General features: G+C 63.9%; 17 protein-coding genes. 13 read left to right on the top strand and 4 right to left on the bottom strand.

Annotated features, from left to right (window positions below; translation table 11 throughout):
- Window positions 1-124: 124 nt before the first annotated feature.
- Window positions 125-835: a sugar phosphate isomerase/epimerase family protein gene (locus C442_RS16995; RefSeq protein WP_008312636.1), complete on the bottom strand. Its 711-nt coding sequence runs from the start codon at window positions 833-835 to the stop codon at window positions 125-127.
- Window positions 836-886: 51 nt separating this feature from the next.
- On the opposite strand from C442_RS16995, the gene C442_RS16990 reads away from it, so the two are divergent.
- The 9 genes from C442_RS16990 (at window position 887) to C442_RS22300 (ending at window position 8,574) form a co-directional block, all read left to right on the top strand.
- Window positions 887-1,231, top strand: coding sequence for a tRNA-binding protein (locus C442_RS16990; RefSeq protein ID WP_008312635.1), 345 nt, complete (start codon window positions 887-889; stop codon window positions 1,229-1,231).
- Between the two features lie 104 nt (window positions 1,232-1,335).
- Window positions 1,336-1,545, top strand: coding sequence for a DUF3311 domain-containing protein (locus C442_RS16985; protein ID WP_008312634.1), 210 nt, complete (start codon window positions 1,336-1,338; stop codon window positions 1,543-1,545).
- Window position 1,546: 1 nt separating this feature from the next.
- On the top strand, window positions 1,547-3,073 hold the full coding sequence (locus C442_RS16980) for a sodium:solute symporter family protein (RefSeq protein ID WP_008312633.1): 1,527 nt from the start codon (window positions 1,547-1,549) through the stop codon (window positions 3,071-3,073).
- A gap of 102 nt (window positions 3,074-3,175) precedes the next feature.
- Window positions 3,176-3,601 carry a YgaP family membrane protein gene (locus tag C442_RS16975; protein ID WP_008312632.1) on the top strand — a complete coding sequence of 142 codons (426 nt, stop codon included), beginning with the start codon at window positions 3,176-3,178 and terminating at the stop codon, window positions 3,599-3,601.
- Between the two features lie 72 nt (window positions 3,602-3,673).
- Window positions 3,674-4,591 (top strand): HFX_2341 family transcriptional regulator, encoded by a 918-nt coding sequence (locus tag C442_RS16970; protein WP_008312631.1) that lies wholly within the window; start codon window positions 3,674-3,676, stop codon window positions 4,589-4,591.
- A gap of 53 nt (window positions 4,592-4,644) precedes the next feature.
- On the top strand, window positions 4,645-4,923 hold the full coding sequence (locus C442_RS16965) for a toxin-antitoxin system TumE family protein (protein ID WP_008312630.1): 279 nt from the start codon (window positions 4,645-4,647) through the stop codon (window positions 4,921-4,923).
- Window positions 4,924-4,929: 6 nt separating this feature from the next.
- Window positions 4,930-5,349, top strand: a complete 420-nt coding sequence (locus C442_RS16960) for an HVO_A0114 family putative DNA-binding protein (protein WP_008312629.1) — start codon at window positions 4,930-4,932, stop codon at window positions 5,347-5,349.
- Window positions 5,350-5,622: 273 nt separating this feature from the next.
- Window positions 5,623-8,301 (top strand): valine--tRNA ligase, encoded by a 2,679-nt coding sequence (locus C442_RS16955; protein WP_008312628.1) that lies wholly within the window; start codon window positions 5,623-5,625, stop codon window positions 8,299-8,301.
- 96 nt (window positions 8,302-8,397) lie between these two features.
- On the top strand, window positions 8,398-8,574 hold the full coding sequence (locus C442_RS22300; protein WP_008312626.1) for a hypothetical protein: 177 nt from the start codon (window positions 8,398-8,400) through the stop codon (window positions 8,572-8,574).
- 36 nt (window positions 8,575-8,610) lie between these two features.
- Here C442_RS22300 and C442_RS16950 read toward each other — a convergent pair whose 3' ends face one another.
- On the bottom strand, window positions 8,611-9,381 hold the full coding sequence (locus tag C442_RS16950) for a DUF1405 domain-containing protein (protein ID WP_008312624.1): 771 nt from the start codon (window positions 9,379-9,381) through the stop codon (window positions 8,611-8,613).
- A gap of 166 nt (window positions 9,382-9,547) precedes the next feature.
- Here C442_RS16950 and pdxS point away from each other — a divergent pair, with 166 nt between their 5' ends.
- Both pdxS and C442_RS16940 read left to right on the top strand, forming a co-directional pair.
- The gene (gene pdxS, locus C442_RS16945) at window positions 9,548-10,456 is read left to right on the top strand and encodes a pyridoxal 5'-phosphate synthase lyase subunit PdxS (RefSeq protein ID WP_008312622.1); all 909 of its coding nucleotides are present in this window, start codon (window positions 9,548-9,550) and stop codon (window positions 10,454-10,456) included.
- 89 nt (window positions 10,457-10,545) lie between these two features.
- A complete protein-coding gene (locus tag C442_RS16940) occupies window positions 10,546-11,769 on the top strand; it encodes a mechanosensitive ion channel family protein (protein ID WP_008312620.1) in 1,224 nt (407 codons plus the stop codon).
- A 1-nt stretch (window position 11,770) separates the two neighbouring features.
- On the opposite strand, the gene C442_RS16935 is transcribed toward C442_RS16940, so the two are convergent.
- Complete coding sequence (locus C442_RS16935) at window positions 11,771-12,079, bottom strand: hypothetical protein (protein ID WP_008312618.1); 309 nt, start codon at window positions 12,077-12,079, stop codon at window positions 11,771-11,773.
- Between the two features lie 213 nt (window positions 12,080-12,292).
- On the opposite strand from C442_RS16935, the gene C442_RS16930 reads away from it, so the two are divergent.
- Both C442_RS16930 and C442_RS16925 read left to right on the top strand, forming a co-directional pair.
- Window positions 12,293-12,874 (top strand): DUF2150 family protein, encoded by a 582-nt coding sequence (locus tag C442_RS16930; protein ID WP_008312616.1) that lies wholly within the window; start codon window positions 12,293-12,295, stop codon window positions 12,872-12,874.
- A 46-nt stretch (window positions 12,875-12,920) separates the two neighbouring features.
- Window positions 12,921-14,936: an Ig-like domain-containing protein gene (locus C442_RS16925; protein ID WP_008312614.1), complete on the top strand. Its 2,016-nt coding sequence runs from the start codon at window positions 12,921-12,923 to the stop codon at window positions 14,934-14,936.
- Between the two features lie 19 nt (window positions 14,937-14,955).
- Here the strand turns inward: C442_RS16925 and C442_RS16920 are convergent, their stop codons facing one another.
- A complete protein-coding gene (locus tag C442_RS16920) occupies window positions 14,956-15,705 on the bottom strand; it encodes a spore germination YkwD domain-containing protein (RefSeq protein WP_008312612.1) in 750 nt (249 codons plus the stop codon).
- Window positions 15,706-15,761: the final 56 nt, after the last annotated feature.

Genomic DNA, 15,761 nt, shown 5'->3' with positions numbered 1-15,761 from the left:
CTTGCGCACGCGAGTCGGTGGAGGACAAACCATCGCTCGGTGGAACTGCGAGCCGACATTGCCTCAGTTGAGCAGCGAGCCGACACTGCCCGTGTGGAAATCTCTCCTCCGACAGGTCGGCCACTCACTCCAGTAACGGGCGCATACCGTCGATACCCGCCTGGATGGCGTCGACCGGGTCCTCGGGGTCGTCGTGTTCGAAAACGAGCCATTCAGTCCCGGCCTCGCGGGCCGCATCCACCACCGCCTGAAGCGGGACGACGCCGTCACCGAGGGCGGTCGGCTCCCCGTCCTCGGTCATGTCCTTGAGGTGGACGACTGGGACGCGCCCGTCGAGCCGCCGAATCAGTGCGGCGGGGTCCTGGCCCGCCGCGTGCGCCCAGCCAGCGTCGAACTCGAAGCCGATCGTCGTCCCGTCGGCGAGCGCGTCGAAGGCGGTACCGTCCCCGAGCGGGACGAACTCGTGGTCGTGGTTGTGATACAGCAGGGGTCGGTCGAACTCCGCGTCGAGCATCCCGAGCAGCGTCGCGGTCGACTCGACGGCGCGCCCGCTCGCGAAGTGGTCGTCGTCGAGATACGGGAGGACGACGTACGGCGCGTCGAGCGTCCGGGCCTGATTCTCAACGGTGCGAGAATCGGACTGCAGGTCCTCCAGTTGGACGTGGACGCCGGCGATACCGAGTCCCGCCTCGTCGAGCGCGCGTCGGGATGCGCCCGGGTCGCCGATGCCGGCGAACTCCACGCCGTCGTAGCCGGCGGCCGCGATACGGTCGAGTACGTCCGATAGCGGCTCCTGGAGCTTTCGGAGCGTCCAGAGCTGGATCGCTGTCTGCATACCGTTGCTGCGAACGCTGTCGTGAAATAACTGGACATACTACCGGCGGGCATGGGATTCACTGAAACAGAGATCGACCCCGCGCGGTTCCTCGAAGACGTAGAGATGCGTATCGGCGAAATCGTCGACGTCGAACCGTTCCCCGAAGCCCGCAAGGACGTGTACAAACTCGACGTGGATTTCGGCGACGAGACGCGCCAGTCCGCCGCGGGACTGACCGACGTGTACGATCCGGAGGACCTGCTCGGCTCGCAGGTCGTCGCTGTCGTCAACCTCGGGACAGTCTCTATCGCCGGCTTCGAGAGCGAGTGCCTGGTCACCGGCGTCGACAGCGAGGACGGTGTCGTCCACCTGACGCCCGAGCGGGAGGTCGAACCCGGGACGCGCGTGTATTGAAAGCGATCTCTGTGACGCGGACGTATTGAAGACGATTGTTCTTCAACGAGGCTGGGTGAAGGTTCGTTACCCATTAGTATCGCTAGCGGCTAGTTTGTCGTAATATGAGTTCGGTCAGGGTCGCTGGGTGGACAGTCGTCGCGTTCGTGCTGATGGCGCTGGCAGTGCCGTGGTTCCTCTGGGACACCAGCGCGATTGCCGCAGGGCTGCCGGTGTGGCTGTGGTGGCACATCGGGTGGATGGCGCTCGCGAGCGTCGTCTTCGCCGTCTTCGCGCGCACCGACTGGGGCCTCGGCGTCGAGGAGGTGAACTGACGTGGCCGATACCGCGCTCCAGTTGGGTATCGTCGGCGCGTACATGGTGGTCGCGCTCGCAGTGGGGGCCGTCGCTTATCGACTCACCGAGCGCACCGCCGAGGACTACTACCTCGCGAGCCGGACGCTCGGCACGGTCGTTCTGCTGTTCACGACGTTCGCGACGCTGCTGTCGGCGTTTACGTTCTTCGGCGGCCCGAACCTCGCGTTCAGCGCCGGCCCCGAGTGGATTCTCGTGATGGGGCTGATGGACGGCGTTATTTTTGCTGTTCTCTGGTACGTGCTGGGGTACAAGCAGTGGCTGGTCGGCAAGCGCCACGGCTACGTGACGCTCGGCGAGATGCTGGGCGACCGGTTCGGGTCAACGGCGCTGCGGGTCCTTGTCGCCACCGTGAGCCTGGTCTGGCTGTTCCCGTACGTGATGCTCCAGCAGAAGGGGGCCGGCCAGGCCATCGTCGGCCTCACGAACGGTGCGGTCCCGTTCTGGGTCGGAGCCGGCGGCATCACGCTGTTCATGATCCTCTACGTTGCGCTCTCGGGCATGCGCGGCGTCGCCTGGACGGACACGCTCCAAGGGCTGTTCATGCTCTCGCTGATCTGGGTCGCCGTCGCCTGGGTCCTGTCGGCCGTCGGCGGCGCGGGCGAGGCGACGGCCCTGCTGGCCTCTGAAGAGCCGGCCTTAGTCGGCCTTGGCGGCGGCCTCTACACGCCGCAGTACATCATCTCGACCGCGGTCAGCATCGCCTTCGGCGTGACGATGTTCCCGCAGATCAACCAGCGCTTCTTCGCCGCCGGCTCGAAGACGGTGCTCAAGCGCACGTTCGCGCTCTGGCCGGTGCTGGTCCTGCTCCTGTTCGTCCCGGCGTTCATGCTGGGGGCGTGGGCGGCCGGCCTCGGCATCACGGTTCCGGAGGGCGGCAACGTCATCCCGGCGCTGCTGGGCGAGTACACGCCGACGTGGTTCACCGCGCTGGTCATCGCCGGCGCGATGGCCGCGATGATGTCCTCCAGCGACTCGATGTTGCTTTCGGGGTCGTCGTACCTCACCCGTGACCTCTACCGGCCGCTGACCGGCCGCGACGACGCCAGCGACCAGGAGACCGACCGCCGCGAAGCGCTCGTCGCCCGCATCGGCGTCGTCGCCTTCGCCACACTGTCCTTCGTTGCGAGTCTCTACACGCCGGGGACGCTGGTCCAGATCGGCGACACCGCCTTCAGCGGCTTCGCCCAGCTAACTGTCCCAGTCGCGCTGGCGCTGTACTGGCAGGGAACCACGCGCACCGGGATGTACGCTGGCGTGGTGGGTAGTCAGGTGTTCTACGGCCTGCACGTCTTCCCGGTGCTTGCGACGATTGGGGGACTGGCCGGCCTCGACGTCGCCCTGCCGACAGCGTACCTGGGCTGGACGCCCGGCATCGTCGGCATCCTAGTCGGTCTCGTGTTGACAGTCGCCGTCTCGCTGGTGACTGCCCCCGCCGCGACCGAGAACCGTACCGCCTACGCCGTCACCGGTATCGAAAGCGACTGAGACGCGGTCGGTCTGCGTGCCGCCCTCCGGCACGGCAACCACTGGACGGCGGGCGTCGGCAGACATGTAAACCTACAAAAGCGTCCAGACCAATGTGTCGGTATGGACTCCGATCAAAACGTCGGCGGTCGCGACCGCCTGATCCGAGCGGTGCTGGCAGTCGTGCTGACAATCGTCTCCCTGCGCTGGCTTCGCAGCGGGAAGCGCAAGCGCGGCCTGCTCGCCGGGATCGGCGCGCTCGGCCTGGGATTCAACGCCTCGACGGGCTACTGTGGCTTCAACGATACGCTCGACATCGACACGTCGGCCGATGACGACGACGTGTTTGCCCCGGATGCTGACGACGAGCCGGCAGCCGACGAGTCGACGGACGTGAGCGTGGACTTCACCTCCTCCGGCGATACCGAGGCCTCGAACGGCCACGCCAGCGGTAAGCTGACCTGCGCCGTCTGCGAGGACCCCATCGTTCCCGGGGAGCGCCGCGGACCGAACGATGACGGCGCTATCGTGCACGAAAGCTGCGAGTAACGCGCCGCCCCGATACGCGCTCGGCAGCCCGAGTCTGGTTCTTTTTATAATCACCGTCCCAGTCTTTCACGTATGCAGACCCACATCGTCCCGGTCGGGTTCGACTACGACCGGCTCATCGCGCCGCTCGTGCGCGAGCAACTCGACGTTGACCGCGTCATCCTGCTCGAGGGCGCGGTCGGCAGCGAGGCCAACGTCGAGTACTCGCGAAACCTCGCCGAGAAGCTCGAAAAGGACTACCAGAACCTGCTCGGGGCCGAAACCGAGCGGTTCGTCGTCGCCGACGTGTACGACTACGACGAGGCCTTCGAGCAGGCCTTCGAACTCATCAACGCCGAACTCGACGCGGGCAGCGAGGTGTGGGTCAACGTCTCCGCGATGCCCCGAACCGTCTCCTTTGCCTTTGCGACCGCGGCCCACTCGATCATGGTCGAACGCGAGGGCGACCGGGACCGCATCCACACCTACTACACGGTCCCCGAGAAGTATCTGGAGACCGAGCTTGCGGAGGAACTGCGCAAGCAAATCGACATGCTGGAAGATATGCGCACAGGCGAAGAAGTCGACGAGCGCGTCGACGAGCGGCTCGAAACCGCACGGGACCTGCTGTCTGAGTTCGACGAGCGCGGGACGACCATCGGCGCGAAGGAGATCGACGGCTCCCACATCGTCGAACTGCCGGTCGCCTCCTTCTCGAACGTCAAGCCCTTCGAGGAGGTCATCCTCTTCACGCTCGGCGAACACGGCGAGTTCGAGTCCGTCTCCGAACTGGCCCAGCAACTGGCCCGGGACATGGGCGAGGAGTACACCGACTCGTTCCGCTCGAAGGTCATCTACAACGTCGACCGGCTCGGCCCCGGCGGGAAGGGGTACATCGAGCAGGAGGACCACGGGAAATCCTACCGGACGACGCTCTCCCGCATCGGACAGCTCTGGGTCCGTGCCCACTCCGCCGAGGACCGCGAGCACCGCGAGCCTGACTTGCCGTAAGACCGTTGTGATCCATACCAACACTTTTGCTGTTGGATGGAGTACCAACACCCATGCCCGGGGACGACGGGGCACAGCGTGTCCTCGAAGTCACGAAAGACTTCGGTGATCGCTACGCCGAAATCAGCGCCTACCGCGTCCCCGAGTCAGACCGCTATCCGGAGGGAATCAAGTACTCGATGCAGTACGGGAACGCCGCGGGCGAGACCATCGTTCGCTACGACAATTTCCCCGACCATCCCGACGCGGCGCACCACCACAAACACCATGCTGACGGGACGGTGACGGACGTCGACTTCGACCTCTCTTCCAGCGGTTCAAATCCGAGGTGATAGACTATGGCCACGACTGGTAACTCCGATACGACAGACAGGACACTGCACATCCGGTTCCGCGAGGGAGATGACGACCGCATCGAAGACGCCCTCGCGGCGCTCGACCGGAACGAAGCGCCAGAGCCGTACTTCGAAGTCGTGTACAACGATCCGGCCGACGTTCACCGGGTGACGCGGCCAAAGTCACTCGAACTCCTGCGAGCAATCGTCCAGCACGACCCCGGGAGTATTCGTGAGACAGCGCGACTCGTGGACCGGGACGTCAGCCAGGTTCACCGAAATCTGAAGGAACTCGAAGAACTGCACCTCGTAGAACTCGTCGACGACGGGCAGTCGAAACGGCCGTCGGTCTGGTACGAGGCTATCGATATCGACCTCCCGCTCGTGTCGCCGGACATCGGATCCGACGAGGCGACGGCGTGAGCGAGGTATCGGAAGCGCCACCGAGGCACGGCCGCGTTCTCAACGTATAACCCGGGACGACTACTTGCGGGCCGCCGGCGAAAACCGAAGTCGTTAATCCTGCCGTTGGCAGACTACTAGACAGATGGTGCGTCGACTCTCCCAAACGCTGGTTCTCGCGCCCGTCGGTGTAGGGGCCCCCACGCCCCACACCACCGCCCCAAATCGACGCACGCACCGCTGATAACCGCGCCGCAGTCCGCTGCTATCCGGGTATTACACCCGAGTTCGAACATGAGTGATACACAGGACCCACCGCAGGACGAATCGACCGCAGACAAATCAGACGACGCGCTCGACGGGGAGTACGACCCCCGCGAGGTAGAGCCGGAGTGGCAGGACCAGTGGGTCGCCGACAAGACCTACGCCTACGACGAGGACGCCGATACCCGCTTTACTATCGACACGCCGCCGCCGACGGTGTCGGGGAACCTCCACATGGGCCACCTCTACCAGTTCACGCTCCAGGACTTCGTCGCCCGCTTCCACCGGATGCGCGACGACACGGTGTATTTCCCCTTCGGCTACGACGACAACGGCATCGCCTCGGAGCGGCTCACCGAGCGCGAACTCGACATTCGACACCAGGATTACCCGCGACGGGAGTTCCAGGAGAAATGCCGCGACGTGTGTACGGCGTTCGAGGACGAGTTCACCGAGGACGTGCAGTCGCTGGCCATCTCCATCGACTGGGACAACACCTACAAGACCATCGCGCCGGACGTCCAGCGCGTCTCCCAGCTTTCCTTCCTCGACCTCTACGAGCAGGGTCGGGAGTACCGCCAGCGCGCGCCGACTATCTGGTGTCCGGACTGCGAGACGGCTATTTCGCAGGTCGAGCAGGAGGACAAGGACAAGCACACGAAGTTCAACGATATCGCCTTCGACCTCGTCGAAACGGGCGAGGGGCCGGCCGACGACGACGCGACGTTCACAATCTCGACGACACGACCGGAACTGCTGCCGGCGTGTGTCGCCGTCTTCGTCCACCCCGATGACGACGACAATCAGCACCTTGTCGGCGGCAGTGCGCGGGTCCCCATCTTCGAGCAGGAGGTGCCCATCATCGCCGACGAGCGCGTCGACATGGAGACCGGCAGCGGCATCGTGATGTGCTGTACGTTCGGCGACCAGAACGACATCGAGTGGTATCAGGCCCACGACCTGCCGCTGCGGCTGGCCATCGACGAGTCCGCGACGATGACCGACCTCGCCGGTGAGTACGAGGGGATGCACACCACCGAGGCCCGCGAGGCCATCATCGAGGACCTCGGCGAAGAGGGCTCGCTGCTCGAGAGCCGCGACCACGACCACACCGTGCAGGTCCACGAGCGCTGTGAAGAGGAAGTCGAGTACCTCGTCACCGAGCAGTGGTACATCGAACTGCTCGACAAGAAAGAGGAGTACATCGAGGCCGGCCGCCAGATGGAGTGGTTCCCCGAGAAGATGGCGACCCGCTACGAGCACTGGATCGAAGGGCTCGAATGGGACTGGTGTATCTCCCGACAGCGCGATTCGGGTATCCCGATTCCGGTGTGGTACTGCGACGACTGCGGCGAGCCCGTGATGGCCGAGCGCGACCAGCTCCCGGTCGACCCGCTGTCTGACGACCCGCCGGTCGAGGCCTGTCCCCACTGCGGCCACGACTCGCTGACGCCCGAGGAGGACGTGTTCGACACATGGGCGACGTCGTCGCTGACCCCGCTCGTGAACGCTGGCTGGGACTGGGACGCCGACAGCGAGGAGTTCACCTGGGACAACCCCGAGCTGTACCCATTCGACCTGCGCCCGCAGGGCCACGACATCATCTCGTTCTGGCTGTTCCACACCGTCGTCAAGTGCTACGAGCACACCGGCGAGGTGCCCTTCGAGAACGTGATGATAAACGGGATGGTGTTAGACGAGAACCGCGAGGCGATGTCCAAGTCCAAGGGCAACGTCATCCCGCCGAGCGAAGTCCTAGAGGAGTTCCCGGTCGACGCCACGCGCTACTGGGCCGCTGGCACTTCCATCGGCGACGACTTCCCGTACAAGGAAGGCGACCTAGAGGCCGGCGAGCGCCTCCTCCAGAAGCTCTGGAACGCCTCGCGGCTGGTCGACCAGCTCACGCCCGCGAGTCAGCCCGACGAGCCCGACGAGCTGGCGGCGGTCGACGAGTGGTTGCTGGCCGAACTGGACGCAACCGTCAAGTCGGTCACGACGAAGTTCGAGGACTACGAGTTCTCGAAGGCCCGGAACGAGCTCCGCTCCTTTTTCTGGAACACGTTCTGTGACGACTACCTCGAAATCGCCAAGCAGCGGTTGTCTGATGGTGAGGACACCTCGACCGAGTTCACGCTACTGCAGGCCCACCGGACCTTCCTGCAACTGTTCGCACCGTTCCTCCCGCACATCACAGAGGAGCTGTGGGAGCGGTGCTATTCGGAAGAAGACTCGATTCACACGACGGACTGGCCGACCGCAGGCGGCTACGACGCCGACCTCGAAGCGGGCGAGACGGCGATGGAAGTCGTCTCCGCGCTCCGGCGGTACAAGACCGAGAACGGCCTACCGCTGAACGCCGACCTCAACCACGTCGAGGTGTTCGGCCACATCGCCGGCTTCGAGGACGCCGTCGCCGAGGCGATGCACGTCGCCCAACTGGAGACCTACGACGAGGCCCCGGACATCACGACCGAGGTCAGCGGTATCGACCTCGACTACTCCATCGTCGGCCCCGAGTTCGGCAGCGAAGTCGGCTCGATTGACGACGCTATCGAGAGCGGCGACTACGAGATCGACGGCGACACGCTGGTCGTTGCTGGCGGCGACTACGAACTCGCCGACGAGATGTTCACCGTCGAGGAGTCCCGGACCTACTCCGGCGAGGGCGAGATGACCGAAACCGAGAGCGCCGTCGTCGTCGTTCGGTAAGCTCGACGCGTTTTTTTCGTATTCGGAATGGCCGCTGGTCCGCACCCATCGCCGCGACCAGTAGCATCAAGACCTGCGGGTCCGGTCATTGGAACCATGCGAACAGAGGAGACGATCCGGGACCGCATCGAGGCGCTGCAGGACGAGTACGACAGGCACGACCCGCCGTCGACCGAGCTAGAAGACGAGGCCGAGGTCGCCATCCTGCGCGCTATCGAGGAACTGGAGTGGGTCCTCGACGAGCGCGAGGCCGAGGACGGGTTCACGACCTGAGACGCCGAAGGAACCGCGAGCGCGAGACACCGGCGGTCATGCCTGCCGTTTTACTTTCTCTACGCGCGTCGCCAGTGCGAGAAACGTCGCCATGAGCGTCAACACAACCGCCCAGCCCGCCGCGAGGTCGTGGGCGAGCACCGTATGGTCGAACCCGCCGGCTGCGGCCAGCGGCTCGGCCCGCAGCCAGGTGTGGTGTGGTCCGTCGAGAATCGGGACGAAGTAGTCTACCACGTCGTTGAAGCCGTACCAGAACACCGCAACGGCGACGGACACGACGGAAAAGCTCGCGTAGCGGTGGATGAGAAACGCCTCCAGCGCCATCGCCAGGTGGCTCAGAATCAGGAACCAGTAGAGCCACAGCGGAATCCCGCCGGGGCCGTTGAGGACGAGCTGGACGTACGGCGTCCACAGACCGAGCTTGATACAGCCGAAGAAGCCGAGCATGTGGAGCCACTCCGCGTTCCAGTCGAGCCGCCAGGCCACCAGCGAGAGCCCGATGAACATCGTCGCGACGGGCGAGTCCGGAATCAAGGGGTAGGCGGCCAGCGGAGCCGCGCCCAGTTGCCCCTCCACGAGCGGCGGCGCTGTGTTCAGCGGGCGGCCGGCGTAGTACCAGAAGCCGAAGAGCGTCCCGACCAGATTGACGAGGGCGATTGGCCAGGCGAGCCGAAGCCCGACGTTCTCTAACCACGCCGGTAGCGGCGCGACGTACCGCGGGAGCCCTTCGGCATCGGGGAGCCGGCGGCTGAACACCCGCGCGACAGCCGCGTCGATGCGCCCGCCGACACCCTCGTCCGTAGCCATGTCGATGCAGTGGGGAGACGCGATGAAAACGGTAGTGGTCTCAGCCCCGTCCCCTGGAGAATATTGTGGTCGCTGGCGCGATATCGGGGCCTCTGCGCGTGGGTCAAACGCCGTTCTGTCCCTCGAAAGGACACGCGTTAAGTAAATCCAGTCCTAAGTCTGGGTAATGACTGAAGAGACCGACCTCGAGGACCTCCGTCGCGGGACTGACCTCGTCAAGCGCGGCTTCGCGAAGATGCAGAAGGGCGGCGTCATCATGGACGTCGTCAACCGCGAGCAAGCCCGAATCGCCGAAGACGCTGGCGCAGTCGCCGTGATGCACCTGGAGTCGGTGCCGGCCGACATCCGCAAGCGGGGCGGTGTCGCCCGGATGGCGGACCCCGGCAAGCTCGAAGAGATCATCGAGGAAGTGTCGATTCCGGTGATGGGCAAGGCCCGTATCGGCCACACCGCCGAGGCCCAGATTCTGGAAGCGGCTGGCGCGGACATGGTCGACGAGTCGGAAGTGCTGACACAGGCCGACGACCGCTACCACATCGACAAGCGGGAGTTCACCGCGCCGTTCGTCTGCGGGGCGCGGAACCTCGCCGAGGCGCTGCGCCGCATCGACGAGGGCGCGGCGATGATTCGTACGAAGGGCGAGGCGGGCACCGGCGACGTGAACCAGGCCGTCACCCACCAGCGTAACATCCAGCGCTCCATCGGGATGCTCGAAGGGATGGCCTACGAAGAGCGCGACGAGTGGGCCCGCGAACACGGTGCTCCCCGGCAGCTCGTCCACGAGACGGCGGACCGCGGCCGACTTCCGGTCGTCAACTTCGCGGCCGGCGGTATCGCGACGCCTGCCGACGCCGCACTGATGATGCAACACGGCTGTGACGGCATCTTCGTCGGCTCGGGCATCTTCGGCGCGGAGAACCCACAGGCGATGGGCGAGTCCATCGTCGCGGCGGTCAACAACTACGACGACCCCGAACAGCTCAAGGAGATCGCGAAGAACCCCGGCAAGGGGATGAAGGGACAGGCGAACGCGGACCTAGACGAGGAAGAGCAGTTGCAGGGCCGCGGCGTCTAACGGCGCGACCAGTCGGTTTCCCTCCGGTGTCAGACAGCTTACAGACGGCCGCACAAAGACGAAGACACAAGTTCCTACGGCGGCGATAGGTGGCTGTGCAGGGGACGGCCACGCCGACGCCAGCGGCCAACGACACCGGTGAAGGCCTTTTGGAACTCTTTACCGTGTTACAGCGGTCGCTGGACCAGTTGGTCGCGACGCAGGGGCGACTCGTCGCGACGCTCATCCTCCTGGTCGTCCTGCTTTTCAGCGTCGTCGTCGTTCCCGCAGCCCTCTCCCGGCTTCGGTCTGTCACGTCGGACCGAACCGGCGACTGGCTGCAGGTCATGGCCGACTATACGCCGACGACCATCCGGGGCGTGTTTCTCCGGATCGCTCAGTTCTCGATGGTCGTCCTCGTCGTCGTCTCGTTTCTCATCGTCTGGGGAGTCCTCGATGTAGTCCAGACAGTGGGTCCGTACCTCGACGGGAGCGATCAGTCAGTACTGGCGACGATACAGACGGTCGTCCTCGTCATGCTGGCCTTTGTCCTGTCCGATCAGATGCAGCGGTGGATCGGCCGGTTCAGCCAGGCCGTTACCGGCTTCACCGAACACCAGGAAGAGATCCTGCTCCGACTGGGGCAGGTCACTGTGTTCGTCACCATCGGTGCGACGATCTTCGCCGTCTGGGGCATCGACCTCAGCGGCCTGCTCGTCGGGGCCGGCTTCCTCGGTATCGTGGTCGGTCTGGCCGCCAGACAGACGCTCGGGTCGCTCATCGCCGGCTTCGTCCTGATGTTCTCTCGCCCGTTCACCATCGGCGACTGGGTGCTCGTCGGTGACCAGGAAGGGATCGTGACCGATATCACCATCTTCAACACGCGGCTAGAGAACTTCGACGGCGAGTTCGTCATCATTCCGAACGACCGCGTGAGCGACCGCGCAGTGACGAATCGTAGCCGCAAGGGGCTGTTGCGGCTCACGGTCGACATCGGTGTGGACTACGACACCGACGTTGACCGGGCGATGGACCTCGCTCGCGAGGCGATGGCCGACATCGAACACGTCGTCGATTCGCCGACGCCGGATGTTGTCCCGAAAGATTTCGGGGACTCCGCTGTGGTGATGGAACTCCGGTTCTGGATCGATCATCCGACGCCACCGCGAAAGTGGCGCGCCATCTCGGCGGTCGTCCGAGGTGTGAAAGCCACCTTCGACGACGAGGACATCACGATCCCGTTCCCCCAGCGGACCCTCTCGAACCGCGTGGACGCGGCGGACGAGGAGTCGCTGGAAGGCGGCGTGGAGATGCGTCCGGACGGCGACGGCTGACCTACAGGTCGAGACCGTCGAGAAGGAGCCCCAGTCCGAGAACCCAGCATCCCAGTGCGGTCCCGAGCGTGCTGACGTAGAACAGCCAGGACAGCCCCTGCTCTGTTGTCAGCGGCCCGCTCATCGCGGCAGTCGCGGCATCGCTCGCAGCCGAGAGCGACCCAGAGGTCAGAACCATACCGGCGAATGTGCCGACGGCGACCGGTAGCGCCACGGCGATCAGCACCAGACCGACACGTTCGGCTCGCGCGGCGACTGCAGCCGGGTCGAGGGGTCCGCTGTAGGTCGCGGCCGGCTGTCCCTGTGCCATGCTATTTCATAACATGTTCGAATGATATAAAAGTGCGCTCCTCGACGGAGACCGTGACACATATTCGGAGTGCGCAGCCGATCCGGTAATCACACAGAACAGTCGTCTCAGGCGCTAAAACCAGTACTTGCCGTTCGCCCTGGGTGGTAGACACGCCGCGGCGGAGCGGCCGCCGGTCGAAACTACTATCCCCAACGGGACGAACGGAGTGATATGAGCACTCCGCCGGGGGAGTATTACACCGAAGAACGCTGGCAGAACTGGCTAGACCGTATCGAGGAAGAAGAAGTCGACCCTGAAGACGAGGATTCAGCACGGCTCCTGTTGAACCTCCAGGACGACGCCGCGATCGCGGTCGCGAAGATCCTCACCGATTACGAGGACGGGCCGCTCGACGAAGAGGCGACCATCGACGAGCTTACCGGCGTCCGAGAGATCGTTCTCGACGACATCGACATCGACGACGAGGAGACCGTGATGCTGATCGACGGCGTCCAGACCTCGCTTTTGTGCGTGTTCTACGCGGCCGAGGAGTTCGTTGCTGAAGGGGCCGCGGACGACGCGACCATCACCGACTACATCGAGGCCGCCGCAGACGCGGAAGCGGAGGAGGACCTCGATGCGGCGCTCGGGTACTGTGTACAGGCCGGCACGCAGATCATCGGCGGGTCGGAGCTCCCGATGGAGGTCGCCGAGGACCTCGAATACGGGCTCGTCTCCGAGTGGGTCAACGGACTCGACAGTCTCCAGACCGCGATGAGCGACCCGGAAGTCGTCGAAGAAGACGAGAGTTGATAATTCGGCAGTCAGGTTTTTACCGCCGTCTCCGCAACTCATCGGCATGACTTTCACGGGCGATGAGCGCGCGCAGTCAGTACAGGTCGGGGCTGTACTGCTGTTCGGCGTGCTGATCATCGCCTTCTCCTCGTACCAGGCGTTTGCCGTACCGGAGCAAAACCGGGAGGTGGAGTTCAACCACAATCAGCAGGTCCAGACACAGCTACAGGACCTGCGAAACGCCATCGTCTCCGTTCCGGGACAGCCGAGCCAGCAAGCCGTCTCAGTCCAGTTGGGAACCCGATACCCGAGTCGGCTGGTGGCGACGAATCCCGGGCCGCCGTCGGGGTTGCTATACACGGACGGAACGACCAACGAGTCGCAGAACCTCACGGTTCGTAACGCCGAGGCGATTAACCCCGAGACGGCAGATTACTGGGACGGAACCGCACCGCGGCACTACAACACGGGGGCCATCGCCTACAAGCCGGAGTACAACGTCTACGGGGAGGCCCCGGAGACCGTGTACGAGCACTCGGTCGTCTACAACCAGTTCCGCGAGGGGAACATCACGCTCTCGGAACAGGCGATGGTCGATGGGCGCGACATCACGCTCGTCGCACTCAACGGGTCGATGAGCCGCTCGGCGAGCGATTCGGTTACGGTCGACGTGCGGCCGACATCGCAGTCGTCCCGAACGGTTCGCGTCACGAACGCGACAGAGACGTCGAACGTGTCGGTCTCGTTTCTCTCCCGGCTCCCGGCGGAGGAGTGGAGAGTGCTTCTCGAAGACGAAATCGACCCGAATCCGGGTAACAAAAGCAACGACCGGTACATCGCAAACGTCATCGAAGCCGAGGGGCCAGGCTCGCTCTACAACGTCACAGTCGTCTTCGAGCGGGGAGCCACATATCGCCTGAAGATGGCGAAAGCGGGCGTCGGCACTCGTGTTGCCTCTGAAAGTGACGCGTACCTCACCACTGTCGGCAGTGAGAACGTTACTGTCGCAAAGGGCGACGACGAAGAGATTGTGCTGGAGGTTCGGGACGCGTACAACAACCCCGTAAGCGATGTCGAAGTGAACGGCTCAGTCGATGGGAGTAACACGGGGTCGCTTACCACGGACACAGAGTCATCCGACAGCGACGGTCGCGTCAGGTTCGTCTACGAGACCAGCCAGTCGACGGCAACTGGAACAGCCACCGTCCAGTTCAGCCTCGACGAGATCAATGGTTCGTTCGACGGCGAATCTCCTGAAGACGTCTCAGTGCCGGTGACAGTGACGGAAGCGAATCCCGGATCTGGGGGCGGGTCCGGCAACACAGGTCTCATCTACAACGAGGACGCTATTGCCCTCAACAGCAATGGGAACACTGATGGGGGCGTTGATGGGGGCGTCCAGTTTAGTGTCACCAATGAATTAGGCGAGGAGATCACAATAACGACGGTGGCAATCGACCCGGTTAACGACGATATAATCCGACTCAGTGATACCTTTAGCAACGACCGTGACCCAGCACCACAAGAGAACGAAGTATATATTCAGGCAGACACTAACGGATATACCGACTTCGGTGGCGGAACAGATGTCCCACGGACTGTTGATGTCGACAGTGATGGCAGCCTGAACGGTCCAAACCCAGTGCTGTCCGATACGTCAACGGCGACATTCCACCTGTTCGAGTTTATTCAGGATACCTTGTTTGGCTCTTCCGAGATAGATATGACTGGAGAGAGCGTCACGATAACCGTCACCTACGAGCTATCGAGTGGTGGTACCGATTCGAAGATGTTCACCGTCACTCCCGGCGGCGCGAACACGAACGCGCAACCGAACGCAGACTTCATGATAACCTCTAACGGGGGAGAATCGAACGGGAAATGGGATTTCGATGCCAGCCAGTCCAGTCCGCAGGGAGACATCGTGGCCTACGAGTGGGACCTCGACGGCGACGGTATCTTCGACGATGCGAACGGCCAGACATTAGAGAAGAGAAGGGTGTCGTCTGGCACGAAAGTAGCGCTCCGCGTCGTTGACTCGGAAGGGAATGCCGACACTGTCCGCAAAGAGGTTCCGTAACGGCCGTTCTCACCGCCCCTCAGCAGAGATTCACGGTAATGTAGACGACGCCGTCAGCGGTGGCCGCACCGACGCCGATGTGGTTCGCGTTCGCCACGTACAACGTGTCACGGGGGCCAGAGAGGTCGAACCAATGGTCGGCGACGGCGTTCGCCGTCCGGGTCGCGTTCGCCCCGTTCGGGTCGATGCTCGTGACCAGTTCGAGGTCGGTCACCGGGCGGATGTACGCGTTTCCTTCGTGGCGGAGGCGACACTGCTCGGACAGTCCGGCGGCCGCGTACCGGTCCGTCGTGTCTGACCCGTTCGCGATCGGCGAGGCCGACCCCTGCGCGGCCATTCGTCCGCTGTGGTTACCGGCCATGGCTGACAGCTTCTGTCCGGTTTTGGTCTCATCCGAGAGGGAGCCGTCGAAGGCGTCGTTGGCAACCGGGTTGCCGCGTCGGTCGTTGATCGCCGCCACAAGCCGGTCTTCGAGACGGGCCGTATCGATAGCCGTCCCCGAATCAGCTGGCGTGGTCTGTGCCGCGTCCGTGGTCGCGGTCGGTTCTGCGGACTGCGTCACTCCGGCCGCAGTCGCCTCGGTACTCGGCGTCACCGGTGACGCACTTTCTGCACTGGGCGTCGCTGCCGGCGACGCATCCGTGGATTCCGCCGGCGCTGACTCGGTCGCGTCTGCACCAAGCGTCCCTTCGACTGCTACTCCTGCGAGTCCCGAGACACTGAGTGCCGCCAGAACAATTAATCCGAATGTGATGACCGATCTGTTCATGTGAAACGTTCCTGTCCTGTTCCGAGAGATGATAGCTGTGATACAGTTCTCCCGGG

Origin of the sequence: Haloarcula amylolytica JCM 13557 (assembly GCF_000336615.1) — an archaeon.
In the GTDB taxonomy this organism is placed as follows: domain Archaea; phylum Halobacteriota; class Halobacteria; order Halobacteriales; family Haloarculaceae; genus Haloarcula; species Haloarcula amylolytica.
The sequence above is the reverse complement of the archived record's forward strand: the minus strand, read 5'-3'. Positions and strand labels throughout refer to the sequence as shown.

Coding starts and splice junctions, on each gene's coding strand:
- C442_RS16995 (WP_008312636.1), bottom strand. CDS start 835: ATGCAGACAGCGATCCAGCTCTGGACGCTCCGAAAGCTCCAGGAGCCG.
- C442_RS16990 (WP_008312635.1), top strand. CDS start 887: ATGGGATTCACTGAAACAGAGATCGACCCCGCGCGGTTCCTCGAAGAC.
- C442_RS16985 (WP_008312634.1), top strand. CDS start 1,336: ATGAGTTCGGTCAGGGTCGCTGGGTGGACAGTCGTCGCGTTCGTGCTG.
- C442_RS16975 (WP_008312632.1), top strand. CDS start 3,176: ATGGACTCCGATCAAAACGTCGGCGGTCGCGACCGCCTGATCCGAGCG.
- C442_RS16970 (WP_008312631.1), top strand. CDS start 3,674: ATGCAGACCCACATCGTCCCGGTCGGGTTCGACTACGACCGGCTCATC.
- C442_RS16965 (WP_008312630.1), top strand. CDS start 4,645: ATGCCCGGGGACGACGGGGCACAGCGTGTCCTCGAAGTCACGAAAGAC.
- C442_RS16960 (WP_008312629.1), top strand. CDS start 4,930: ATGGCCACGACTGGTAACTCCGATACGACAGACAGGACACTGCACATC.
- C442_RS16955 (WP_008312628.1), top strand. CDS start 5,623: ATGAGTGATACACAGGACCCACCGCAGGACGAATCGACCGCAGACAAA.
- C442_RS22300 (WP_008312626.1), top strand. CDS start 8,398: ATGCGAACAGAGGAGACGATCCGGGACCGCATCGAGGCGCTGCAGGAC.
- C442_RS16950 (WP_008312624.1), bottom strand. CDS start 9,381: ATGGCTACGGACGAGGGTGTCGGCGGGCGCATCGACGCGGCTGTCGCG.
- pdxS (WP_008312622.1), top strand. CDS start 9,548: ATGACTGAAGAGACCGACCTCGAGGACCTCCGTCGCGGGACTGACCTC.
- C442_RS16935 (WP_008312618.1), bottom strand. CDS start 12,079: ATGGCACAGGGACAGCCGGCCGCGACCTACAGCGGACCCCTCGACCCG.
- C442_RS16930 (WP_008312616.1), top strand. CDS start 12,293: ATGAGCACTCCGCCGGGGGAGTATTACACCGAAGAACGCTGGCAGAAC.
- C442_RS16925 (WP_008312614.1), top strand. CDS start 12,921: ATGACTTTCACGGGCGATGAGCGCGCGCAGTCAGTACAGGTCGGGGCT.
- C442_RS16920 (WP_008312612.1), bottom strand. CDS start 15,705: ATGAACAGATCGGTCATCACATTCGGATTAATTGTTCTGGCGGCACTC.